20 protein-coding genes are annotated in these 22,276 nt (G+C 51.0%); 8 read left to right on the forward strand and 12 right to left on the reverse strand.

Annotation, left to right across the window (positions count from 1 at the left end):
- Positions 1-473 precede the first annotated feature (473 nt).
- The 7 genes from DWY57_RS16865 to DWY57_RS16895 all read right to left on the reverse strand — a co-directional run bounded on the left by DWY57_RS16865 (position 474) and on the right by DWY57_RS16895 (position 5,289).
- Positions 474-947, reverse strand: coding sequence for an N-acetylmuramoyl-L-alanine amidase (locus DWY57_RS16865; RefSeq protein ID WP_035448724.1), 474 nt, complete (start codon positions 945-947; stop codon positions 474-476).
- A gap of 46 nt (positions 948-993) precedes the next feature.
- Positions 994-1,095 carry a smalltalk protein gene (locus DWY57_RS20970; RefSeq protein ID WP_005837396.1) on the reverse strand — a complete coding sequence of 34 codons (102 nt, stop codon included), beginning with the start codon at positions 1,093-1,095 and terminating at the stop codon, positions 994-996.
- Between the two features lie 156 nt (positions 1,096-1,251).
- Positions 1,252-1,764, reverse strand: coding sequence for an HU family DNA-binding protein (locus tag DWY57_RS16870; RefSeq protein ID WP_005837397.1), 513 nt, complete (start codon positions 1,762-1,764; stop codon positions 1,252-1,254).
- Positions 1,765-2,016: 252 nt separating this feature from the next.
- The gene (dnaB, locus tag DWY57_RS16875; RefSeq protein WP_119962126.1) at positions 2,017-3,396 is read right to left on the reverse strand and encodes a replicative DNA helicase; all 1,380 of its coding nucleotides are present in this window, start codon (positions 3,394-3,396) and stop codon (positions 2,017-2,019) included.
- The gene (locus DWY57_RS16880; RefSeq protein WP_117601228.1) at positions 3,386-4,042 is read right to left on the reverse strand and encodes a hypothetical protein; all 657 of its coding nucleotides are present in this window, start codon (positions 4,040-4,042) and stop codon (positions 3,386-3,388) included. Before DWY57_RS16880 ends, dnaB begins: the two co-directional genes overlap by 11 nt.
- Positions 4,043-4,229: 187 nt before the next feature.
- Positions 4,230-4,532, reverse strand: coding sequence for a DUF4248 domain-containing protein (locus DWY57_RS16885; RefSeq protein WP_005831107.1), 303 nt, complete (start codon positions 4,530-4,532; stop codon positions 4,230-4,232).
- A gap of 319 nt (positions 4,533-4,851) precedes the next feature.
- On the reverse strand, positions 4,852-5,289 hold the full coding sequence (locus DWY57_RS16895; RefSeq protein WP_117601286.1) for a hypothetical protein: 438 nt from the start codon (positions 5,287-5,289) through the stop codon (positions 4,852-4,854).
- Between the two features lie 480 nt (positions 5,290-5,769).
- Here DWY57_RS16895 and DWY57_RS16900 point away from each other — a divergent pair, with 480 nt between their 5' ends.
- Genes DWY57_RS16900 through DWY57_RS16930 form a run of 7 tightly spaced genes read left to right on the forward strand, consistent with a single transcriptional unit; the run spans position 5,770 to position 13,011 of the window.
- Positions 5,770-6,249 (forward strand): hypothetical protein, encoded by a 480-nt coding sequence (locus DWY57_RS16900; RefSeq protein WP_117601230.1) that lies wholly within the window; start codon positions 5,770-5,772, stop codon positions 6,247-6,249.
- Positions 6,246-8,480: an adenosylmethionine--8-amino-7-oxononanoate transaminase gene (gene bioA, locus DWY57_RS16905; protein WP_117601231.1), complete on the forward strand. Its 2,235-nt coding sequence runs from the start codon at positions 6,246-6,248 to the stop codon at positions 8,478-8,480. The genes DWY57_RS16900 and bioA overlap by 4 nt, the downstream gene beginning before the upstream one ends.
- Before the next feature lie 34 nt (positions 8,481-8,514).
- On the forward strand, positions 8,515-9,705 hold the full coding sequence (locus DWY57_RS16910; RefSeq protein ID WP_117601232.1) for an 8-amino-7-oxononanoate synthase: 1,191 nt from the start codon (positions 8,515-8,517) through the stop codon (positions 9,703-9,705).
- 6 nt (positions 9,706-9,711) lie between these two features.
- Positions 9,712-10,401, forward strand: a complete 690-nt coding sequence (locus DWY57_RS16915; protein ID WP_057252819.1) for a pimeloyl-ACP methyl esterase BioG family protein — start codon at positions 9,712-9,714, stop codon at positions 10,399-10,401.
- A complete protein-coding gene (gene bioC / locus DWY57_RS16920) occupies positions 10,386-11,162 on the forward strand; it encodes a malonyl-ACP O-methyltransferase BioC (RefSeq protein WP_117601233.1) in 777 nt (258 codons plus the stop codon). Before DWY57_RS16915 ends, bioC begins: the two co-directional genes overlap by 16 nt.
- Positions 11,162-11,809, forward strand: a complete 648-nt coding sequence (gene bioD / locus DWY57_RS16925; RefSeq protein ID WP_117601234.1) for a dethiobiotin synthase — start codon at positions 11,162-11,164, stop codon at positions 11,807-11,809. The genes bioC and bioD overlap by 1 nt, the downstream gene beginning before the upstream one ends.
- A 29-nt stretch (positions 11,810-11,838) precedes the next feature.
- On the forward strand, positions 11,839-13,011 hold the full coding sequence (locus tag DWY57_RS16930; RefSeq protein WP_117601235.1) for a glycosyltransferase: 1,173 nt from the start codon (positions 11,839-11,841) through the stop codon (positions 13,009-13,011).
- Positions 13,012-13,016: 5 nt separating this feature from the next.
- Here the strand turns inward: DWY57_RS16930 and DWY57_RS16935 are convergent, their stop codons facing one another.
- Positions 13,017-14,261 (reverse strand): ABC transporter permease, encoded by a 1,245-nt coding sequence (locus tag DWY57_RS16935; protein WP_117601236.1) that lies wholly within the window; start codon positions 14,259-14,261, stop codon positions 13,017-13,019.
- A gap of 99 nt (positions 14,262-14,360) precedes the next feature.
- Positions 14,361-15,560 carry a pyridoxal phosphate-dependent aminotransferase gene (locus tag DWY57_RS16940; RefSeq protein WP_117601237.1) on the reverse strand — a complete coding sequence of 400 codons (1,200 nt, stop codon included), beginning with the start codon at positions 15,558-15,560 and terminating at the stop codon, positions 14,361-14,363.
- A 261-nt stretch (positions 15,561-15,821) separates the two neighbouring features.
- Between DWY57_RS16940 and DWY57_RS16950 the strand changes: the two genes are divergently transcribed.
- Positions 15,822-17,057 carry a fucose isomerase gene (locus DWY57_RS16950; protein WP_117601238.1) on the forward strand — a complete coding sequence of 412 codons (1,236 nt, stop codon included), beginning with the start codon at positions 15,822-15,824 and terminating at the stop codon, positions 17,055-17,057.
- On the opposite strand, the gene DWY57_RS16955 is transcribed toward DWY57_RS16950, so the two are convergent.
- The 3 genes from DWY57_RS16955 to DWY57_RS16965 all read right to left on the reverse strand — a co-directional run bounded on the left by DWY57_RS16955 (position 17,058) and on the right by DWY57_RS16965 (position 22,275).
- Positions 17,058-19,661, reverse strand: a complete 2,604-nt coding sequence (locus DWY57_RS16955; protein WP_117601239.1) for a PAS domain-containing sensor histidine kinase — start codon at positions 19,659-19,661, stop codon at positions 17,058-17,060.
- Between the two features lie 94 nt (positions 19,662-19,755).
- Positions 19,756-21,003, reverse strand: coding sequence for an FtsX-like permease family protein (locus DWY57_RS16960; protein ID WP_117601240.1), 1,248 nt, complete (start codon positions 21,001-21,003; stop codon positions 19,756-19,758).
- A gap of 39 nt (positions 21,004-21,042) precedes the next feature.
- Complete coding sequence (locus tag DWY57_RS16965) at positions 21,043-22,275, reverse strand: ABC transporter permease (protein WP_119962127.1); 1,233 nt, start codon at positions 22,273-22,275, stop codon at positions 21,043-21,045.
- Position 22,276 lies beyond the last annotated feature (1 nt).

The following is a 22,276-nucleotide window of genomic DNA, read 5'->3' on the forward strand; positions in this document are numbered from 1 at the left end:
AAAGGTAAGAACTTTTAAGTATATCCTCCAAATATTTTCGGAAGTTTTTTTTCTTTTTTCTGTATTTTCAAATCCTTTAAACAAGGATAAGAAAAGTAAAACAAGAAAAATTCTTTTTCTTTGCGAATCGGACTGCAAAGATAAAGAGAATTATTAATAAGCTCCAAATATTTTTCGAAAAATATTTTTATCTCTCTTTATTTCTCTGTGTCACCTTCCACACTTCTGTCTCAGTATTTCAATCTTACCACTTTCCTTCTCTTGGAAAGCGAGTGCAAAGGTATAGGATTTAACAATACAAGCCAAACATATCTATCATTTTCTTTTAATAAAAATGAAACTTTTTTGTAACTTACTGATTCATAAAAGCATTTCGCATGAACAATTTTGAAGAAAGGAAAAAGAGAGAAAATAACTATACATTATATATATACGTGCGCGAGAAAAGCACAAAGAAAGAGAATAAAAACATTTTATAAGCATGCCGGATTGGGTGGTGGCGGTTCTGTCAGTATAGTCGCCGCATCAAAGCAGGGACATTGTTTCACCCACTCTTCCGGCTCTATCTCCCCGTTATGGTTCAGGTCGGGGCTCAGGTCGCGGTGACCGCAAAGCCGGGAACCGGGATAATCCTTCAGCAGCAGCAACACAAGCACACGCAGGGAGTGCTTTTGGAAAAGGGTGCGTGTATCGGCAGGGCGACCGCACTCGTCAAGACCGCCTTCGTAGCAGACACCGATGCTACCTGCATTCCACCCCCGGACATGGGCACCAGGCAGGGACAAGGGACGCAGGGACTTGATGTCACCGTTCTTGCGGATATAAAAATGATAACCTGCGCCGGAGAAGCCCCGGCGCAGGTGGTCTGTCGTCAAGTCGTGCTCCGTATAGCAGCGGTCGCAGCGGGTGGCGGAACAATGGACGACGATAAGATTGATGAATCTCATGAGAATTAAAAATTAGAAATTAAAAATTAAAAGTGAAGGAAACCCGCTACACTGTCATGGCATGGGCGCTCAGGGCACCAATAAGCGCGGAGGCTACAGCGATTATCACTTTCAGAATCTTATCCCAAACGGATGATTTTGTACTCATAAAATTAAGGATTAATGGTTAAGAATTAATGGTTAAGGATTAGTGATTAAGGATTAATGGCTAATGATTAATGGTTAATCATTAGGGATTGATTAGCGATAAACGATTTGCTTGTGTTCATTAACCCTTAATCACTAACCATTAATCATTCCTTTTTTATCCCAGCGGATTTTCGCCCTGGTCGCCGTCGTCGCCGGAGCCGCCTCCGGAACCACCGCCTTGATTGCCGCCGCCGGAGCCGCCCTCCTCGGGCTTGTCGAGCACAAAGCCCACATTCGCCGGGCTACGGGTCACGGCGGTACTGCCGTTCACCAGCTTCAACTCCTTGTCGGGGATAAAGCGGATATTCACCTTCGAGATATTGCGCACCGTACATTTGTCCGAGGCCTCCATGCCGGGACAGCGGAACGTCATGTGGAAAGTGCCCAGCTGGTTCAGCTTCACCTTGTCGCCGTTGGCAAGGTTGCCTTGAATCTCCTCCACCAGGGCTTCGATGACGTGCTTCACGTCGCCCTTCGTCATGGCACAGTTTTTCTGAATGGAGGCGGCAAGGACATCGATGTCCACGGTGCCGCAGGTCTTGGGTTTCTGACGGAGATAGTACAACATGGGCGAAGCCGGGTTGCTTACGATTTTACGGCGCTGGAAGCGCTCTACAATTACATCCATAAATTTGAAAAGTTAAGGTTTAAGTTAAGAAAAATGAGTTATAAGAGAGAAGTGGGTAAGGGAAGGGATAGGGCACCCAAATCAATGATTATTCCTTTTCTTAAGCACATTACAAAGATACAACATTAAGAAGCGGAAGTCAAGTGTTTTGCCATTTTTTTTACTACAAAAAACACGGAGACACAGAGTTTTTCAAGCAATAAGAAAAATCTCCGTGTCTTTGTGTCTCTGCATTCTATAAATTTCCATCCATCACTTTGCATTCCTCGTCAGCCACTCCAATGGTGGTATGTAGTCCACCAGTTTTGTCATGCTTTGGTTATGGTGGAAATAGACTTCACCGGTTTTGCCATTACGGTGCTTGGCTATGATGACGATGCCCAAGCCATCGGTGGGATAAGTACTCTTCTTATCGACGGTCTTGCCGTAGAGGGCAGGGCGGCAAAGCAGCATTACCATATCCGCATCCTGCTCTATGGCGCCGCTCTCGCGCAGGTTGCTCAGGGTGGGGCGATGGTCTATGGTACCGTCGCTCGCCCGGTTCAGCTGGCTCAGCAGCAGTACGGGGATATCCAGCTCCTTGGCCAGCAGCTTTGCCTTGCGGCTTGCCTGCGCCACTTCCTGCTCGCGGTTACGGTTTTTCTGGTCACTCCTCATGTCACATAGTTGCAGATAGTCCACAATCACCATGTCACAGCGATTCTTGCTCTTCAGCAGGCGGGCGGAAGAACGCACGCGGTCCATGCTCGTCATCGGATGGTCGTCTATCAGTATGGGCAACCGCGACAACTCGGCAGATGCCTCATGCACCTGCCTCACCTCGCCGGGGGTGAGCTGGCCGCTGCGCAGGTGTTGCGGGTCTACCCCCTCCGTAGCTGCAAGCAGCCAGCGGTCGCCCAGGCGCTCGCCTTGCATTTCGAGGCTGAAGACCACCACATGACGCCCCGCCATGGCAGCGGCACGGGCCAGGTGGAGGGCAAAGGCGGTCTTCCCCACCGACGGACGGGCAGCAAGGATGTTCAAGTCGCCGCGCTGCCAGCCCGCCGTAACGTGGTCCAGAGCGTCAAAACCCGTAGGGATACCCGTAATGCCGTTGCATCCGTGCTCCATACGCTGCTCCACCTCGGCCAGCGTGTCGTCCATCAGCCGGTCTATGGAGCGAAGGTGGTCGGCTACGCCGCTCTCGTCCTCCAGCCCCTCCAGCAGTCGATGGGCTTCCACCAGGATGTCGTCAATATCCATCGACTCGTCGGCACTGAACGCCAGCAGTTGCTGGAATCCCGTACGCATGATACGCCGCGTGTGCAATTGCCTAAGGATGAGCGCATGATACTCCAGATGAGCACTGGAGCTGACCTTCGAGCTGATGCGCAGCAGTTCGTAAGGCCCGCCCACGGCATCGAGTTTGCCACGGGCTGCCAGTTCGTTCTTCAACGTGATGGTGTCTATGGGCTTCGCGCTGCGATACATCGATTGCAGGGCGGCAAAAATTTCCAGATTCTTCTCCTCGTAGAACATCTCGGGACGCAGTTTGTCCGCCACCAGAGGCATGGCAGCGCGCTCTATCATGCAGGCACCGATGACAGCTTCTTCGAGGTCACTGTCGTGGGAAAAAGTAGTTTCAGTCATCATATTCATTTTCAAAAGATTTGTCCGCCAGATAGGTGGCGGCTTGTTTACAATATTTTTGGTTGTTCAGATGGTCGTAATATTCGTCGATGTTGTCCAGTGCCCGCTGTTTCTCGCCTGCCGTCAATTTTTTCCATTCGCGACGGGCCCGGCCGATGTTTACCTTGGGATGCTCGGTGATGTCATGAAACTTTTCCCAGAAGATGCAGAAGTCCTCTCCCGCCCCAGCCACCGGCGCTGCCTTCTTCTTCCGCGGGGCTGCTTTAGGACGGGCATTGCCGGTAAGGAAATCATAATCGGGGATACGGATGTGCATCACGTAGGGGTTGGCCACCCGCTCCACGATACCGGCGTCGAACATCTTGTTGAAGAAGTAGCGCGTACGGTTGCGGGGCCACCCCAATATCTCCATCCAGCGAGCCAGGGAAAGTACGGACTCGCCACGTACACAGTCGAAAAGGTGTCCCCTGACGTTGCAGGTCACCGTGCTGTAGTTGACGTGTGTCAGCACAAAGACAAAGGCTTCGAAGGCATCGGCGGCTTTCTCTCCGGTTTTCATATTCATTTGTTCCTCAAACAAGGCTTTGGGGAAGAGGAGATAGCCTTTCTTCAGCATCTCCGTTGTCATGGGTCTCATTTCTTTTTCCATTTTTGTCTATTCTTAATTCGATAATGCGACAAAGGTAAGGGACCAGCCAGGGGGATACAAATAAGCGGTTAGAATCGGCTAAAAATTAATGAAATACATAAGGTGGCGAGAGAGGGTTTCACCTCATCCTCCACCACCCTATATAATAATATACTAAAATAATCAGAATGTATTAGAAATACATTCTCTATTTCGCATATTTTTTAGAGACCAGAAGATACGGATTTTTCACGGTCATATCCTTCACGTGGTCGGGCATCCCCCAGTAGCTCAGGAGGATGCCTATCTGTACGGGGGTGAGGTGGGCAGTCCTGGCGGTATAGCCCTGGTCCGTCAGGTCCTTCAGCAGGCAAGCGTGTTCCGCAATGGAACGGCGCAGGGCCTTTACGGCCGAGCAGGCATACGCGTAGTTTGGGTAATAGGCCACTGCTACATCTGCAATGCGATGGCATCCCTCGAGCAGCCATTCAAAACTTTGTTCTTTTATCATTTTGCATATATTTATTAATAAAACATGTTGCAAAGTTAGAATGGGAGGGAAAACTGGGAAAGTTCGAGTGGCAATAAGAAAACTTGCTCAAGAAAAATGAATGTGTCAAAACGGTTGATGACACACCCTCACTGTCTTATTGATAAAAGCAACACTTTCATACTATAGTAGTGAAGCACACATTTTGTGTATTTCATGCAACTTATCGGTCAGCGATTTTTTTTAAGAGAGACAGCCATATTATATCTCGCCTGCCTATTAACGAGGAGTTCCGCACTAATCCCTAAGGCTGCTTCTACCATAAGAGCGAAGTCACTGGTTACATCTCCCTCTCCCTCTTGAAGTACCCCAGCACCGTGGCCGGTGTAAGACAGCAGCGTTCCACGCTTTTCAGGCGGCTCTGAAAAGTATATTGGGAGCATAGCACAAGGCAGAACCAAGTATAGTTCAAGCTACGGTGCAAGCGGTGCTGAAGGTGGTCGAAAAAACGGGAAACACGGGCAAAGAAGCTAGCGATACGCTCGCGGGGGACAAAACGGGAAGGCTGTGCGGCAGCATTGCGGGAGCGCTTGGCGGTACGTTCCATCTGTGCAAGGGTATACTCCAGTTGCTCGATGTCATTGCGGGTGTTCTCCATGGTTTGTTCCAATTTCTCGCGTCGTGCCTGCTGCTTGGCATATCGTTCTTTTCTGTCAGCGATTCGATTTTTGAGGTCTTCTGCGGTGAGGTTTATTCCTTTGTTCTGGATTGATTTCATTATAAACGTCTGTTTTATAGTTGTTTGTCTGTATATAAGTTCACGAAAACACATCATCCGTCTGCACCGAATGCATAATGCATAAAGGGCAAACGGATGATATATCAGGAGCAAATGTACGATGAATATTGCAGATAAAGTTCTTAATGACCATTAAGTCTTGTTATAAAACATGATATTATCTACTGCAAATTTGGAGATTATCAGAAAACACGTACCTTTGCAAGGTGTTTTTCATAGTATTAGATTTAAGGTTAACAAAAGATTGGCTGTCTGGGATAGATAGCCTTTTTTTATGCCCATACCATTCAATTCATCCAATTAGCCTCAATTTCACTTTATACAACCTTCCAACCCACTAAAGTATTCTTAAGTCCAATTTGCGCGTTTTTTTCATGCATGACCATTACCGTTATGAAATTATTTTTTCTACATTTGCATCTGCTAAAAGGAAACAAAACCGCATCAGGCAGAAAAAACATGAGGAATACATCACCCGCCGCACCTACCATCCGCTTCCGCCGCTGGAGCAGAAAAGCCTACGCTGCATTTGCCAGCATAGGGCGGTGTGTCACCATCGGTTGCCTGCGCAAAAACGTGGCAGACAGTTCTCTCTCCAAACAGAAAGCTGCTGGAACTGCCGGACATGCCGGATGCAGGGAAGAGAGTGCCTGGAGGGGTAAAACGGAAGGAAGGAAAAGCGACATCGGCATTCCGCTGGGTAGCAGCAGCGCCCTGACAAGTATCCTCACGGAGCTTGGAACGAACCGACACATTCTTTTTGAAACACAAGTCATCCGCCCCTGCGGAAATACGGGCGGACAAGACACACATAGCCTGAAACAAAAGAGAATAAGAGGTACGGATTACTGGAAGCCATGCAGCAGAATGACGAGCTGCACCGCCCCGGCAATCCGTACCTCTGTCTTTATCCATGAACATAACCCTAGAAAGATATGACCCTACAGAAATTAAAGGAACAAGTGCTGCGCGGCAGCCACATCAGTAAGGAAGAAGCCGAATGGCTGGCTGTGCAACCAGACAAGGAAGCGCTATACGAAGCTGCCCACGAGATAACCCGGGCCCGAGCCTCGGAGGAGTTCGACATGTGCTCCATCATTAATGCCAAGTCCGGACGATGCCCGGAAAACTGCAAGTGGTGTGCACAGTCGTCGCACTACAAAACCCAGGCAGACGTGTACGACCTGGTGAATAAAGAAGAATGCCTGCGGCATGCCCTGCATAATGAAGCCCAGGGCGTGGCACGTTTCTCGCTGGTGACCAGTGGACGGAAGCCCTCCTCCAAAAACATGGAGAAACTGTGCGAAGCCGCCCGGCACATGCGCCGGCACTCGTCCATCCAGTTGTGCGCATCACTGGGACTGCTCAACGAAGACGAAATGCGGGCACTGCACGACGCAGGCATCACCCGCTATCACTGCAACCTGGAGACAGCCCCCTCCTACTTTCCCCAACTGTGCAGCACGCACACGCAGGAAGAGAAGCTGCGTACCCTGCAAGCCGCCCGCAACGTAGGCATGGACATCTGCAGCGGCGGCATCATCGGCATGGGCGAGAGCATGGAGCAACGCATCGAATTCGCCTTCACACTGCGCGAGCTGGAAGTACAGTCCATCCCCATCAACCTCCTGAGCCCCATCCCCGGCACACCGCTGGAACGGCAGGCACCACTCAGCGAGGAGGAAATACTGACCACCATCGCCCTCTTCCGCTTCATCAACCCGACAGCTTTCCTCCGCTTTGCCGGAGGACGCTCGCAACTGAGCAAGGAGGCCGTGAAGCAAGCGCTGCACATCGGCATCAACTCCGCCATCGTGGGCGACCTGCTGACAACGCTCGGCTCGAAAGTGTCGGAAGACAAGGTGCTGATAGAAGATGCCGGATACCGGTTCTGCGGCTCGCAGTTCGACAGAGAGCACCTATGGCACCCATATACCTCCACCACCAACCCGCTACCGGTGTATAAGGTGAAGCATGCAGAAGGCGCCACCATCACCCTGGAAAGCGGAGAAACACTCGTAGAGGGAATGTCGTCGTGGTGGTGCGCCGTCCACGGGTACAACCACCCTACGCTGAACCGGGCGGCAGAGGAACAGCTGGGCAAGATGTCGCATGTGATGTTCGGAGGGCTGACACACGACCCTGCCATTGAACTGGGCCAGTTGCTGCTACCGCTTGTCCCGCCGTCCATGCAGAAGATATTCTATGCCGACTCGGGCTCGGTGGCAGTAGAGGTGGCCTTGAAAATGGCCGTGCAGTACTGGTATGGCAAGGGAAAGGCGAAGAAGAACAATTTTGTGACTATCCGTTCGGGCTATCACGGGGATACATGGAATGCCATGTCTGTCTGCGACCCGGTGACGGGCATGCATTCGCTGTTCGGTGCATCATTGCCGGTGCGCTATTTCGTGCCGCAGCCGCGCTCGCGCTTCCACGGCGAATGGGATGAACGGGATACGGTGGAACTGCGGAAACTGGTAGAGGAGCATCACGAGGAACTGGCAGCGCTTATCCTCGAACCTGTGGTGCAGGGCGCTGGCGGCATGTGGTTCTACCACCCCCAGTACCTGCACGAAGCGGCACAGATATGCAAGGAACATGGCCTGCTGCTGATATTCGATGAGATAGCCACGGGCTTCGGACGGACGGGAAAACTCTTTGCCTGGGAGCACGCGGGTGTAGAACCGGACATCATGTGCATAGGAAAGGCCATAACGGGCGGATACATGACGCTGTCTGCCGTACTGACGACGAATGAAGTGGCGGATACCATCTCCAACCATACACCGGAGGTGTTTATGCACGGACCCACCTTTATGGGGAATCCACTGGCATGCGCCGTGGCGTGCGCTTCGGTGAAGCTGCTGACCTCGCCCGAATACGACTGGCAAGGCAAGGTGACTCGCATCAGCCGGCAACTGCAAGAAGAGCTTGAACCGGCACGCCGATTGCCGCAAGTGATGGATGTACGTGTGCTGGGAGCCATCGGGGTGATTGAGACAAAAGAACCCGTAGACATGGCGTGGATGCAAAAACGCTTCGTTGAGGAGGGAATCTGGGTACGCCCGTTCGGAAGATTGGTATACCTGATGCCTCCGTTCATTATAGAGCCGGAACAGCTGAGGAAGCTGACGGGAGGGTTGATGAAAATTATACAGGAAATGAATTGAGAGGATAAAGGGGAAATTATTATATCAAGAATTTATGAACGTAACTAACTATATGCAGCAAGAGCTGCAAACATTGAAAGAACACAGCAACCTGCGCCGCCTGCCGCAACTGACACACGAGGGACGCACGGTTATAGCCGATGGCCGGCATATGCTGAACCTTTCGTCCAACGACTATCTGGGTCTGGCTGCCGACCGCCAGCTAAAGGAAGAATTCCTGCAGACACTAACACCGGACACCTTCCTGCCGACTTCCTCCTCCTCCCGCCTGCTGACGGGGAACTTCGGGATTTACGAAGAACTGGAGACGGAACTCGCCACACTTTTCGGCACAGAGACAGCACTGGTGCTCAATAGCGGCTATCATGCCAATATGGGGATTCTGCCCGCCGTGAGCGATGCACAAACCCTGATACTGGCAGACAAGCTGGTGCATGCCAGCATCATCGACGGCATCCGCCTATCCACCGCACGCTGCATCCGCTTCCGCCACAACGACCTGGTGCAACTGGAACGCCTGCTGGAACAACACCATGCAACATACCGGCAACTTATTATCGTCACAGAAAGCATCTTCAGCATGGACGGTGACCAAGCCGACCTCACGGCATTGGTGCGTTTGAAAAAAAGATACTCCAACGTACTGCTCTATGTGGACGAAGCCCATGCATTCGGCGTAAGGGGACCGCGCGGCCTGGGCTGCGCCGAAGAAACCGGATGCATCCGGGATATAGATTTCCTCGTGGGCACCTTCGGCAAGGCAGCGGCGTCTGCCGGCGCATACATCGCCTGCTGCCGGACGATACGCGAGTATCTCGTCAACCGGATGCGAACCCTCATCTTCACCACGGCATTGCCTCCGACAAGTATTGCCTGGACACTGTTTATCGTGCGGAAACTTGCCGGAATGCAGAACCGCCGCGAGCATCTGGCTAGAATCGGCCGGACGCTGCGCGAAGCATTACAAGCCAAAGGGTACGGATGCCCCAGCGCAAGCCATATCGTCCCTCTGATTATCGGCCCCAGTGCCGACACTGTGCTGTGCGCAGAGTTGCTGCAGAGGCATGGGTTCTATGCACTGCCGGTACGCCCGCCCACGGTGCCCGAAGGAACATCACGCATCCGCTTCTCATTGACAGCGGACATACGGGAAGATGAGATTGGAGAACTGATTCCCCTTATTCCCCTAAAGGAAGAGAAGAATACTAACGCTATACGATTCTAAAAACAGATGAAACAAAGTTACATTATACACGAACATCATCCCCGGCTATTGCTGTTCTTTGCCGGCTGGGGAGCCGATGAGACTCCTTTCAAAATGTATCGTCCGGCAGCCAGCGACTTCATGGTGTGCTATGACTACCGCACACTGGATTTTGACGCCTCCGGACTGGAAAAATACCGCGAAATCAACCTCATCGGCTGGTCTATGGGGGTATGGGCGGCTTCGCAGACCATGCCACAGCTCTCATCGCCAGGTACGTCCGGCGAAGGTATCCATATGGCAAACAGCATCGCCATCAACGGAACACCCTACCCCATAGACCAGCATATGGGTATTCCACCCGCCATCTACCACGGGACATTGGACGGACTGACCGGGGCTTCACTGCACAAATTCCTCCGCCGCATGTGCGCCAACGGAGCAGCCTTCAAAGCTTTCCTGGAAATCACTCCCCGCCGTCCGCTGGAAGAGTTGAGAGATGAGTTGACGGAGATTGAGAAGATGTACCACACACTGCCTGCTGCCACCTTCCACTGGCAGCAGGCAGTAACGGGAGGCAACGACCGCATCATTCCGCCAGCCAACCAGCTGCAAGCCTGGGAAACACTCGGCACCCCCGTGCTGCAAACGGAGGATGCCCACTATCAGGAAGAGTTATTCAGACATTACCTGCAAGACCTATGGACAAGCCACTGAACCCGATGGACAAACAACTGATAGCCTCCCGCTTTGCCAAAGCCCGGAATACCTATACCCGGGAGGCCCGCGTGCAGCAACAAGTCGCCGAGAAGATGATGCAGCTCATAAAGGAACCATACACACGTTTCCACCGTGTCGTAGAGTTTGGCTGCGGAACGGGAAGCTACTCGCGTATCCTCCTCCACACCTTGCAACCGGAAACCCTGCTGCTGAACGACTTGTGCCGGGAAATGGAAGAGTGCGTCAAGGAACTTTGCGACGGCACTACCGTGCAGTTCGTCCCCGGTGATGCCGAAGCCATCGACTTCCCCGGAGAAACCGACCTGATAACCTCGTGCTCCACCCTACAATGGTTCAACGACCCAGGTGCTTTCTTCACCCGCTGCCACCAAGCACTGGTGGCAGACGGCCTGCTTGCCTTCAGCACCTTCGGCGCCACAAACATGCACGAAATACGCCAACTGACTGGGCACGGGCTGGACTATCCCTCCATTAAGGAGCTGCAAGCCCTGCTGTCTCCCGGCTTCGATATTCTCCATGCCGAAGAAGAGGTGATATCCCTGCCCTTCCCCACTCCCCAGGCAGTGCTGAAGCATCTGAAGCAAACCGGAGTCACGGGTACGGAAAAAAGGATGTGGACGCGTGGCCGCCTGCAATCCTTCTGCGAAGAATACACAACCCGGTTCAGTGATGCCGCAGGCAACGTAAGCCTAACCTATCACCCTATTTATATCATCGCACGAAAAAAGACAAAATAATGGAAACAAAAAACATCTACTTCATCAGCGGCATTGATACAGATGCCGGAAAAAGCTATTGCACCGCCTGGTATGCCCGTGAGCTTATGCAACGCGGCCTGCGCGTCATCACCCAAAAGTTCATCCAGACCGGCAACACCGGCCATTCCGAGGACATCGACCTGCACCGCCACCTCACCGGAACCGGCTACCTGCCGGAAGACAAAGAGGGGCTGACCATGCCCGAGATATTCTCCTACCCCTGCTCCCCCCACCTCGCCGCCCGCATAGACAAGCGCCCGATAGACTTCGTGAAAATAGAGCGTGCCACCAGGGAACTTTCCCACCGCTATGATACCGTGCTCGTAGAAGGAGCCGGAGGTCTGATGGTTCCCCTCACCGAAGATTTCCTGACGATAGACTACATTGTGGAAAAGCAGTACCCGCTTATCTTCGTCACCTCCGGAAAGCTGGGCAGCATCAACCACACCCTGCTGAGCTTCGAAGCCATCAAGAACCGGGGCATCGCACTCGATACGGTACTCTACAACCTCTATCCCACCGTGGAGGATAAGACTATCCAGGAAGACACGATGAAATACATCAAGCAGTATTTGTCCAAGCACTTTCCCGGAACAAAGTTTGAGGCAGTGCCGGAAATTGCGTAAATTTGCAGCACATAAACGTCCTACTGCACATGGAAGCATTTACATTAGATTCAACTGAAATTATCGTACTCGCCGTAGCGGGTGGTCTGTTCCTTATTCAAATTATCTACTACCTCTGTCTCTACAACCGTATTCATGCACGCCGCCGTGCCGTGAAGCAGGGAAACATGCACTTCACCCAGGAACTGCCCCCCATATCCGTCATCATCTGCGCCCGCGAGGAATCCGAAAATCTGCGCCGCAACCTGGGCGCCGTGCTGGAGCAGGACTATCCCCTATTTGAAGTCATCGTCATTAACGACGGCAACACTGATGAGAGCGAAGATTACCTGACCATCCTCGAGGAGAAATACCCCCATCTCTACCACAGCTTCGTGCCCGATTCCTCCCGCTACATCAGCCGTAAGAAGCTGGCTGTGACGCTTGGAATCAAGGCCAGCAAATATGAATGGCTGGTGTTTACCAATGCCAACTGCATGCCCCAAAGCAACCAATGGCTGCGACTGATGGCACGCAACTTCACATCACGTACCCAAGTGGTGCTAGGATACAGCGGCTACGAACGCGGCAAAGGCTGGCTGCACAAACGGGTGGCATTCGACAATCTGTTCACTTCCATGCGCTATCTGGGATTTGCCCTGGCAGGCAGCCCCTACATGGGCATCGGGCGTAACCTGGCCTACCGGAAGGAACTCTTCTACCAACAGAAAGGATTCTCCGCACACCTCAACCTGCAACGGGGAGACGACGATTTGTTCATCAACCACGTGGCTACCCCGGAGAACACGCGGGTAGAAACGGATGCCAATGCCATTGTACGCATGCAACCGCTTCTGCGTGCCAAGGACTGGAAAGAAGAGAAAATAGGTTACGCCTCCACAGCACGGCTGTATCATGGGATGCAACGCTGGCTGGCCGGTTTTGAGACCCTGACTCGCCTGGTATTCCACGCATCCTGGATAGCAGCGATGTTCATCGGCATTATGCACTTCCACTGGCTGGCAGCAGGCGTCGCTTGTCTTTTGTTCCTGTTCCGTTTCACCCTGCAGGCCGTCATTGTCAACAAGACTGCCCGCGACCTGGAAGAACAACGTAGATATTACTTCACACTACCGGCTTTCGACCTATTGCAGCCGATACAGTCTTTACGTTGGAAATGGTACTGTCTGTTCCGCAAGAAAAGCGATTTTCTGAGAAAGTGATTCTCTTATTCGTAACGGATGGAAGTTGCCGGATGGATGCGTGTAATCAGAAATGAAGGGCCCAACAACATCAGGACTGAAGCCAGCAATGTACCGGCATTCAGTAGCAGGAACAGCCAGATATTGAAAGATACCGGAACAGTAGCCATATAATAGGTCTCAGGGTCGAGCTTGAACAAGCCGGACCAGCGCTGCACAAAATAGAATGCAAGGCCGATTATGTTCCCCCAGAGCATGCCTTTCCCGATGAGGAAGACCGAAAACCAAAGGAAAACTTTACGAATAGTAAAGTTGTTGGCTCCCAAAGACTTCAGCACACCTATCATGGAGGTACGCTCTATGATGATAATCAGCAGGCCGGATACCATGGTGAACCCCGCCACTCCAATCATCAGAATGAGAATGACCCAGATGTTGACATCCAAGATGCCCAGCCAGGCAAAGATTTGAGGATTGAGCTGCTCTACATTGCGGACGCAATACTCGGCGCCATAACGGTCGGGATTCCCGTCCGTATCGGCAGCTACCTCATAGGTGGTTTCTTCCAGCTTGTCATAATCGCGTATTTCCAGCTCCATGCCACTCACCTGGTCTGGCTCCCAGTTGTTCAGGCGATTCACCAGGTAGAGGTCGGTAAGCAGGAATAGGTTGTCGTATTCAGAGAAGTTGGTTTGGTAGATACCTGCAATCTTCAGGCGGCGGGCACGCACATCGTCCTGGATGAAGTAGGTGTCTATCTTGTCACCGAGTTTCAATTGCAGCTTGTTGGCAAGAGACTTTGAGATGACTACGCGGTTGGACGAAGCAGAATCGCTGAATTGCGGAAACTCCCCCTCCAGCAAATGGCGGTGGAAGAAGGTGCTATCATACTCCTGCCCCACACCTTTCAGCACCATTCCCTGAAAGGCATCGGCGGTCTTTATCATCCCCGGCTTGGTGGAGTAGCGTTGTACATGCTTCACTTCGGGATAATCGGAAAGCGCAGCCATCATGCTGTCACCCACCACCACCGGACGCGTCTCGTATGAGCGTGCAGCATCCAGGTTGCCTATCTGGATATGGGCACCGAAACCCACGATTTTATCCCTTACCTCGCTCTTGAAGCCGACAATGACGGACACGGCAATAATCATCACCGCCAGTCCAAGGGCAATGCCCACCATGGCAATAAGGACAGCCGGACGGGAAACTTGCTTGCCCGGCTCCGAGTTGCGATAAATGCGCAACGCTATAAAGCGAGATAGATTCATGGGCCATTATTTTTTAGGCGCAGATTACACGGAAGATTTGAAACAAACGTCTTTATCTTAAGTTTTCCGTGTAATCCGCGCCTAATGAATTATTTCATTTTATTCGGTTCGCCCCGGATAGGCTTCCAATGCTTTTTGCAGGATAAACAAGGCGCGGTTCAAGTCATCTTTCTTCAGTACGTATGCGATACGCACTTCGTTGCGACCAGAACCCGGCGTAGTATAGAAGCCGGACGCAGGCGCCATGAATACCGTCTGTCCCTCGTATTCAAACTCCGACAGGCACCAGGCACAGAACTTGTCCGAATCATCTACCGGCAGCTTTGCCACCGTATAGAACGCTCCCATCGGAATGGGCGAATATACGCCCGGTATGCGGTTCAATCCGTCAATCAGGCATTTACGGCGTTCTACATATTCATCGTATGTGTCGCGCAGATAATCCTCATCAGCATCCAACGATGCTTCTGCGGCGATCTGGCCAATCAATGGAGGACTGAGACGCGCCTGGCAGAACTTCATGACAGCATCCCGGATTTCCTTGTTCTTCGTTATCAGGGCACCGATGCGGATACCGCACTCCGAATAGCGCTTGGACACGGAATCAATCAGCACCACATTGTTCTCAATGCCTTCCAGATGGCAGGCAGAGATATAGGGAGAACCCGTATAAATAAATTCACGGTACACCTCGTCCGAGAAGAGGAACAAATCGTACTTCTTCACAAGGTCGCGAATCTGGTTCATTTCACGGCGTGTATAGAGGTAACCCGTAGGATTGTTGGGATTGCAAATCAAAATGGCCCGCGTGCGCTCGTTAATCAGCTCTTCGAACTTCTCTACCTTGGGCAACGAGAAACCCTCTTCGATGGTCGTGGCAATGGTGCGTATCTTAGCTCCGGCAGAGATGGCAAACGCCATATAATTAGCATAGGCCGGCTCGGGAACAATGATTTCATCACCCGGATTGAGGCAAGCCAGGAAAGAAAACAAGACCGCCTCCGAGCCGCCGGAAGTGATGATGATGTCGTCTGCAGTCAGATTGATATTGTACTTCGCATAGTAACCCACCAACTTCTCGCGGTAACTGCGATACCCCGCACTGGGACTGTATTCCAGAACTTTCCGGTCGATGTTCCGTATCGCTTCAATCGCGACTTCCGGAGTAGGCAGGTCGGGTTGTCCGATGTTCAGGTGGAATACATGTATGCCCCTCTGCTTGGCAGCATCTGCCAAAGGAGCCAGTTTTCTGATAGGAGATGCGGGCATCTCCATTCCGCGAATAGATATTGTTGGCATGAGGTTATTTACTATTTGACAATTTACAATTTACTATTTAATAGACTATTTATAAGTGATATTGCTATCACTTTATCATTAAAGTTGCAAATGTAGCGAATTATTTGAAACCAAAAGGAAGGCAAGACCATAAAAACTTTAAAAAACTTATCTATCGTAAAAACTCTATGATATGTAAACGGAAACTTGTATCTTTGAAAAAGCAAACGAACCAAGCTGGCTCAATTGTAAATAGTAAATAGTCAAATTGTAAATAACACCATGGTCATCAACCTTATAACTTTTGCTTCCATACTGCATAAACAAGCATCAGTCCGTAGCTCCCACGAAGTGATATTGACTGAATTGGAAAAATACTTTACCGTCAACTTCATTGATTACAAAGATATAGACAAGTTATCACCCGATGACTTCAGTATTATATTCATTGCCACCGGAGGTGTGGAACGGCTGGTAATCCAGCATTTCGAATCCCTTCCCCGCCCCGCCATCCTCCTGGCAGACGGCATGCAGAACTCACTGGCCGCCGCTCTCGAAATATCTTCCTGGCTGCGCGGCCGGGGAATGAAAAGCGAGATTCTTCACGGAGAGCTCCCCGAAACCATCAAGCGTATTTTTGTCCTGCACAGCAATTTCATGGCACAACGCAGCCTTTTCGGCATGCGCATCGGCGTAATGGGCACTCCGTCCAGTTGGCTCATTGCCAGCAATGTGGATTATCTGCTTGCCAAACGCCGCTGGGGTATCGAGTACACAGACGTCTCATTGGACCGCATTTATGAATACTACGGACAGATAACGGACGACGAGGTGGGCGAAGCATGCGCCGGACTGGCAGGAAAAGCGCTTGCCTGCCGAGAGGCAAGCCCCGAAGACATGATAAAGGCCATGCGGCTGTATCGAGCCATCAAGAGGATTGTAGAGGAAGAGCGACTGAGCGCCATTACCCTCAGCTGCTTCCGTCTGATAGACCAAACGGGAACCACCGGCTGCCTTGCCCTTGCCTTGCTGAACGACGAAGGAATCATTGCCGGATGTGAAGGCGATTTGCAATCCGTCTTCACCATGCTGGCCGTAAAAGTGCTGACAGGGAAGAACTCTTTCATGGCCAATCCTTCCATGATAAATGCCCGTACCAATGAAATCATATTGGCACATTGTACCATCGGTATCGCACAAACGGAGCAGTTCATCATACGCAACCATTTTGAGACGGAAATCGGCATCGGTATTCAGGGAATCCTGCCGACAGGAGATGTAACCATCGTGAAATGCGGGAACGAAAGTCTGGACGAATATTACCTGAGCACCGGCACGCTTGTTGAGAATACAAACTACATCAATATGTGCCGCACCCAAGTACGGATAAAAATGAACTCCCCTGCCGACTATTTCCTCAAGACACCGCTGGGCAACCACCACATCATGTTACACGGCAATTACGAGGATATATTGGAGGAGTTTCTGCAAGCCAATGCCTGCAAACGGATTGAATGATTATTCGTTCGCATCCGGTATCACCACCTCGAAACGCGTTCCTTTTCCCAACTCTGAGGAGACCGAGATAGAACCATGCAAGCGGTCTACGATGGTCTGGCAAATGCTCAGCCCCAAACCGGCACCCTGCGTAAAGCTGTCTTCTTTGTAGAAGCGTTCGAAGATATGTTTCTGGGCGTCTTCGGAGATACCGCTTCCCGTGTCTTCGACAAAGATGGTGGTATATCCTTCCCGGTTCGTGACGTAGCCGAAGGTGATGCTGCCCGTTACCGTGAATTTCTTGGCATTGTTTATCAGGTTGTTCACGACCTGCTTCAAGCGGACGGAATCGGTGATGACCAATTTGTCTTCCCCTTCCGGAATCTTTATACGTAGCTCTACATCCCGAGGCATACTCAGACGCTGGGATTCATGGACTTCCTGCATGATGAACGCCAGATTGAATGCTCCGAACTTAAAGTCCATCGTGCCCGATTCTATGCGCGAGAGGTCCAGAATATCGTTTATCAACGCCAACAGCAATGTACAGTTGATGTTGATTGTTTCGACGAACTGCTTTACCTCTTCCGGAGAAAAAGCGTCCAAATCCTTCAACAAATCCGAGAAGCCGACAATGGCATTCAAAGGGGTGCGTATCTCATGGCTCATATTGGCAAGAAACGCAGATTTGAGCTTGTCGGCCTGCAAGGCACGGTCACGTGCGGCAATCAAGGCCTCTTCCGTATCCTTGTAACGCTGGATGCTCTGGCATACTCCCAATACCATGTATGGGGTATCAACCGTCAGTCCGTCATAAGCGGTACTGCGGAACTCCCACCATTCATAGCTCCCATCCGCACTCTTCAACCGGAAACTCATCCGTGAATTGATTTCATTGCCCAACAGAATGGCATCAAAATTCCTGCGCGTATGCAGCAAGTCTTCCGGATGTATAAGGGTGTCCATCTCATCACGTGCCAGCAAGTCCGTATCACCGGTATACCCGAAACGGCGCAGCAATCCACCCGGGAAATGGAAACGGTTCATATGCATGTTGTACTGCCACGGATAAATGGAGCTTTCCTCCACCGCCATATTGAAGAAGCGTCTCTGCATCTCTTCTTCGGAGATATTGCGGCATACAATCGCCATTCCCGTCATCTTTTCATTGGCAAAGATAGGTACTACCTCGCCGGAAACGGGGAAATACGTTCCCTGATGGTTTTCCTGCATGAAGGCTTTCTCCGGAATAGAAATAGGTCTCTTTCCGGTACGTACTTTCTTCAACAAGTCCTGCAAGATGTTTTCTCCATTCATGTAAATCCTGAAAATGGAGCCGGCCATCTGCCCTTCATAGAAACGGGACGTATAGGTTTCGGAAGAAAGTCCCAGCATCTGTAACAACGGACGGTTGACAAAATGGATGCGCAGGTCGGTATCATACGTAATCAAGCCGTCGCGAATGGAACAGAAGATATTGTCGAACTCGTCGCGCTGCTCCACCAGGCGGTGCTGTATCAACAAGCGGGTCTGGGCATGTATGCGCTTACGCGACTCCCTGCGGTTGGCACGGAAAAGCCAGGCAACCAGCAGCACCAATGCCCCGACAATCAGCGAATAGAACAGAATGAACCAGACACGGTAACGCTCCATCAACGGTATATTCAAAATGATGCCCTTGCTCTCCGCACGGTTCGTGTCCACACGGAAAAACTGCAACTGTTTGTAATCGAACAGCAACTTGCCCCCAAAGTCCTTTACTCCCAATGAGGCGGGTGACTTGCCCTTCAAAATACTTGCAGCCTGCCGGCCGGCAGCAAAGGCATCCTCTCCGGGAACGGCATCATACACACACAGCACACCGTTCGTCATAGCCAGGTTCTGGCTGGTAAACACGGGAGCCTTCAACTTCAAGGAAAGAAAAGGAATCCATTTGGGAGCTATAACAATATGCTTGTAGGCATTGTAGTCATAGCAAATGGAAGTGATGATAGAGTTCAAGGACTTGGCCTGCACGTTCAGCACTTTCAACTCATGCTCCGGATAGTTGCTTTTTATGCGTTCCCAAGAGTCTTCCACAGCCCTGACCCCTTTAAGGCTCAGGAAACTGCTGTCGGACAGACAAACCAACTCCCTGCGGGAAGGGAACATACGGACAGCCGCATCCAGCAAGACATCGAAATCCGTTTTCGAAACATAGCCAGAGACGTTGGGCATTCTTTCAAAGACCCTCTCATCCGGGTATTTGATGCCCGAAACCACCACCGGTATCTGATAAGGCAGGGAATCACCGCAATGGGTCAATGTGAAGAAAGCCTCATCGCTGGAAGTCACAATCAAGTCCGTTTTCCGTTGCCTGGCACGCTGGCAAATGCGGCGCATGATGAAACATTCGGAAGCGAAAGACCAGTAATCGGCATTCAGATATTCGGTAATGATATTGGCTCTAACTCCCCCCTTTTTCAGTCCGTTCTCCAGATTTTCTGTCAGGAGGCTGTGCCAAGGAGTATTTTTTGTATAAGACTGTATGAAAAGTACATTGTACGTACGTTCCGCAGCCGAAAGTGTTCCCGACATCAACCACAACAAGCCTGCAAGCAATGGAAAGAAAAGGCGTTTCATCATAATATAGATTTTGTATACTCAACGCAAAAACTCTTATTCGTCACGCAAATATACAAGTTATATTGAGAATGAGTACAGATTACTCAAAAAAAACTCATTCATCATGCAATGCTTCGGCAGGCTGCACCTCCATGGCCCGTGAAGCCGGATACCAGATTCCTGCAATCACCATTAGTGCCATCAATACCCAGACAATAGAAACGCATATGACAAATCTCCCCCAAGTGGCATCCGTGGCTTCTGTAAAAGTGACATCTGCCATAACCATGTTAATACATATTATCAAAGCCGGGATAGAAGCAAGCGCCAACAGCAGCAACCCTTCACCCAGCAATTGCCAACGTATCCTTCCACGGCTGCTGCCCATGGCCATGCGCAAGGCAATCTCGCTGCGACGATGGCGGGTACGGAACCAGAAAGTTCCCATCAGCCCAATGAATACATTGAAAACGAAGAATATCACAATGAGCCTTGCACTACGGATATATGGGGTGATTCCTTCGGCAGCATCCCGTTCTATCTTCTGGTCCTTATAGCTCTGTATGTCGAAAAGATAGAATGGAGCGACCTGCAGCTGCGACGTCATATCCTGATAGAAACAGGCTGCAAAATTATCCGTATCTGCCTCCGGACGTATCCGTAGGGAGATGAACGGAAGGTACTGGGCCTCATAGAACCAACCAGGGAAAGGAGTCAGAACAAAAGGTCCGTAACGGGCGTAATCATCCGTCTTCTGCAAGGCACAGACTGCAGAGACACGGTAACGGAGACCTCCGCTGTAATAATCCAGGAACTCGCGGCCCACCGCCCCAGTACTTGTCTGAAAAAGGCTGTCTGCCAGATCACAGGTCACCACGGCAGGCAAAGGACTAGCAGTGGAATTCCAGTCTACGACATTCCCCTGCAACAACGGAATGCGCATGACGTCGAAATATTCTGGAGACACATAGCGTACTGTAGTCTCGACAACATGTACGCTGTCCGTCGTATACCCCTGGTAAACACGCCCGCGGGTATAGGTATCGGTACCCAACCACATGGCCGCACTCTCCACAGCAGGATATTGCCTGATACGCCGGAGCACCTCCTCCATCGGTTTGAACCAGAAGGTCTGCAGACTGTCTTCCGACGTGCACGGTACTATCTGTGTGGGGTTGCAGGAAATCCTTATCTTATAGACATGCTCCAAATCATACCCCTTAGGCTGCCGTTCTGCATGGGTAAAGCCATAGAGCACATCCACACAATACCACATCAATGTAAATACAATCAACAGCTCGGCAAACAGCCAGCCATTACTGCGGCGCTGGTTCCATATCTGATGTAAAATAGAATGTATCATACTCGTTACTGTTTTTTTAATTGGGATTCGTTTATCCGTTCATTCTCCACCAAGAACCTCGGCTATGGGACGGCGGGTGGCATGCCAGGCCGGAATAAACACAGAAAGCAGGTTGAACAACAGGCACACCACCAATACAGCCACGAAAACCGTGGGACGGAAGAAAAGCCAGACACTTACATCAAAATTCGTTCCGGGAGCGCCATAGCCAAGCATCCAATCCTTACCCAGCCATAGGAATATGCATGAAAAGAGAAAACCGAGCAATGCGCCGGCAAATGCCAAAGCCAGATTCTCACGGAGCAACTGCACCATTAAAGTAGAACGGCTGGCACCGTATGCTTTCCTTACCGCAAGCTCAGCCATGCGACGGGACATTTGCGAAGATATAAGTCCGCTGACATTGATAGCAGGTACAATCAGTAATATCAGACCCAGAATTATGCAGGTTACGGCAGGGCTCATCGTATCATTACGGAAGAACTGCCGTTCCGTATAAGTGCTGAGATCGGGAAGTTCCAGTTTATACTCAGTCAGTGTCTCGTTGAAGCGGGCAAGCGACTGTTCTATCTGCCGCTTGAGCTCCTCTCTACCGACACCGGGCCTGACAAGGGCCACAGCCTCGAAATCTCCCCGTAGCCCTTCACTGCCCAAATCGGAATTCCGGGTGGAATAAGGCATCCACAACTCTCCATAGGCAAATGTGAACAGAGAGCTCACATCTTTGGTGACCCCCACAATGCGTTTAGGGCGAAAGTTAACAAAATAATTCTTGCCAATGGCTGCTTCGGCAGACCCGAAAGCTTCGCGGGCAAGCTGTTCACCTATAACCACAACATCCCGGCAAGCATCGAACTCTTCGGTACTGAAAAGACGACCTGCCACAAGAGGGATGTCGTAGACACGCCAATAGTTCAAATCCACCAGACGAACCGTGCGGCGCATTCCCCGCGCTGGCGACTCCCCACAGTATCTAAGATAGGTAGGTCCCAGATAGGTGACAAGTTCTGCTCCCGGAAGTTCCTTAAAAATAGCGTTGACAGCCCGATAAGACATACCCGTATTGGAATTGCTGCGGTCGGACTTACGGTAAGAATATCCATAAGAAGAACATACCATACTACTGCGGTGCGACTCAGGAGCCAAGTCAGCCGTCTGGATGTCATACACCATGTAAATGACCATGACAAAGGTGATGCTCACTGCCGTACCGATGACGGAAACAGCACTGAAAAAGGGATTCTGGCGAATAAGAGCTAAAATTTGTTTCATA

The organism is Bacteroides sp. AF25-5LB (genome assembly GCF_003602965.1).
Taxonomy (GTDB): Bacteria; Bacteroidota; Bacteroidia; order Bacteroidales; family Bacteroidaceae; genus Bacteroides; species Bacteroides uniformis.

Coding starts and splice junctions, on each gene's coding strand:
- DWY57_RS16935 (WP_117601236.1), bottom strand. CDS start 14,261: ATGAATCTATCTCGCTTTATAGCGTTGCGCATTTATCGCAACTCGGAG.
- bioC (WP_117601233.1), top strand. CDS start 10,386: ATGGACAAGCCACTGAACCCGATGGACAAACAACTGATAGCCTCCCGC.
- DWY57_RS16885 (WP_005831107.1), bottom strand. CDS start 4,532: ATGATAAAAGAACAAAGTTTTGAATGGCTGCTCGAGGGATGCCATCGC.
- DWY57_RS16930 (WP_117601235.1), top strand. CDS start 11,839: ATGGAAGCATTTACATTAGATTCAACTGAAATTATCGTACTCGCCGTA.
- DWY57_RS16865 (WP_035448724.1), bottom strand. CDS start 947: ATGAGATTCATCAATCTTATCGTCGTCCATTGTTCCGCCACCCGCTGC.
- DWY57_RS16965 (WP_119962127.1), bottom strand. CDS start 22,275: ATGAAACAAATTTTAGCTCTTATTCGCCAGAATCCCTTTTTCAGTGCT.
- DWY57_RS16960 (WP_117601240.1), bottom strand. CDS start 21,003: ATGATACATTCTATTTTACATCAGATATGGAACCAGCGCCGCAGTAAT.
- bioA (WP_117601231.1), top strand. CDS start 6,246: ATGACCCTACAGAAATTAAAGGAACAAGTGCTGCGCGGCAGCCACATC.
- DWY57_RS16950 (WP_117601238.1), top strand. CDS start 15,822: ATGGTCATCAACCTTATAACTTTTGCTTCCATACTGCATAAACAAGCA.
- dnaB (WP_119962126.1), bottom strand. CDS start 3,396: ATGATGACTGAAACTACTTTTTCCCACGACAGTGACCTCGAAGAAGCT.
- DWY57_RS16895 (WP_117601286.1), bottom strand. CDS start 5,289: ATGAAATCAATCCAGAACAAAGGAATAAACCTCACCGCAGAAGACCTC.
- DWY57_RS16940 (WP_117601237.1), bottom strand. CDS start 15,560: ATGCCAACAATATCTATTCGCGGAATGGAGATGCCCGCATCTCCTATC.
- DWY57_RS16915 (WP_057252819.1), top strand. CDS start 9,712: ATGAAACAAAGTTACATTATACACGAACATCATCCCCGGCTATTGCTG.
- DWY57_RS16870 (WP_005837397.1), bottom strand. CDS start 1,764: ATGGATGTAATTGTAGAGCGCTTCCAGCGCCGTAAAATCGTAAGCAAC.
- DWY57_RS16955 (WP_117601239.1), bottom strand. CDS start 19,661: ATGATGAAACGCCTTTTCTTTCCATTGCTTGCAGGCTTGTTGTGGTTG.
- DWY57_RS20970 (WP_005837396.1), bottom strand. CDS start 1,095: ATGAGTACAAAATCATCCGTTTGGGATAAGATTCTGAAAGTGATAATC.
- DWY57_RS16880 (WP_117601228.1), bottom strand. CDS start 4,042: ATGGAAAAAGAAATGAGACCCATGACAACGGAGATGCTGAAGAAAGGC.
- bioD (WP_117601234.1), top strand. CDS start 11,162: ATGGAAACAAAAAACATCTACTTCATCAGCGGCATTGATACAGATGCC.
- DWY57_RS16910 (WP_117601232.1), top strand. CDS start 8,515: ATGAACGTAACTAACTATATGCAGCAAGAGCTGCAAACATTGAAAGAA.
- DWY57_RS16900 (WP_117601230.1), top strand. CDS start 5,770: ATGAGGAATACATCACCCGCCGCACCTACCATCCGCTTCCGCCGCTGG.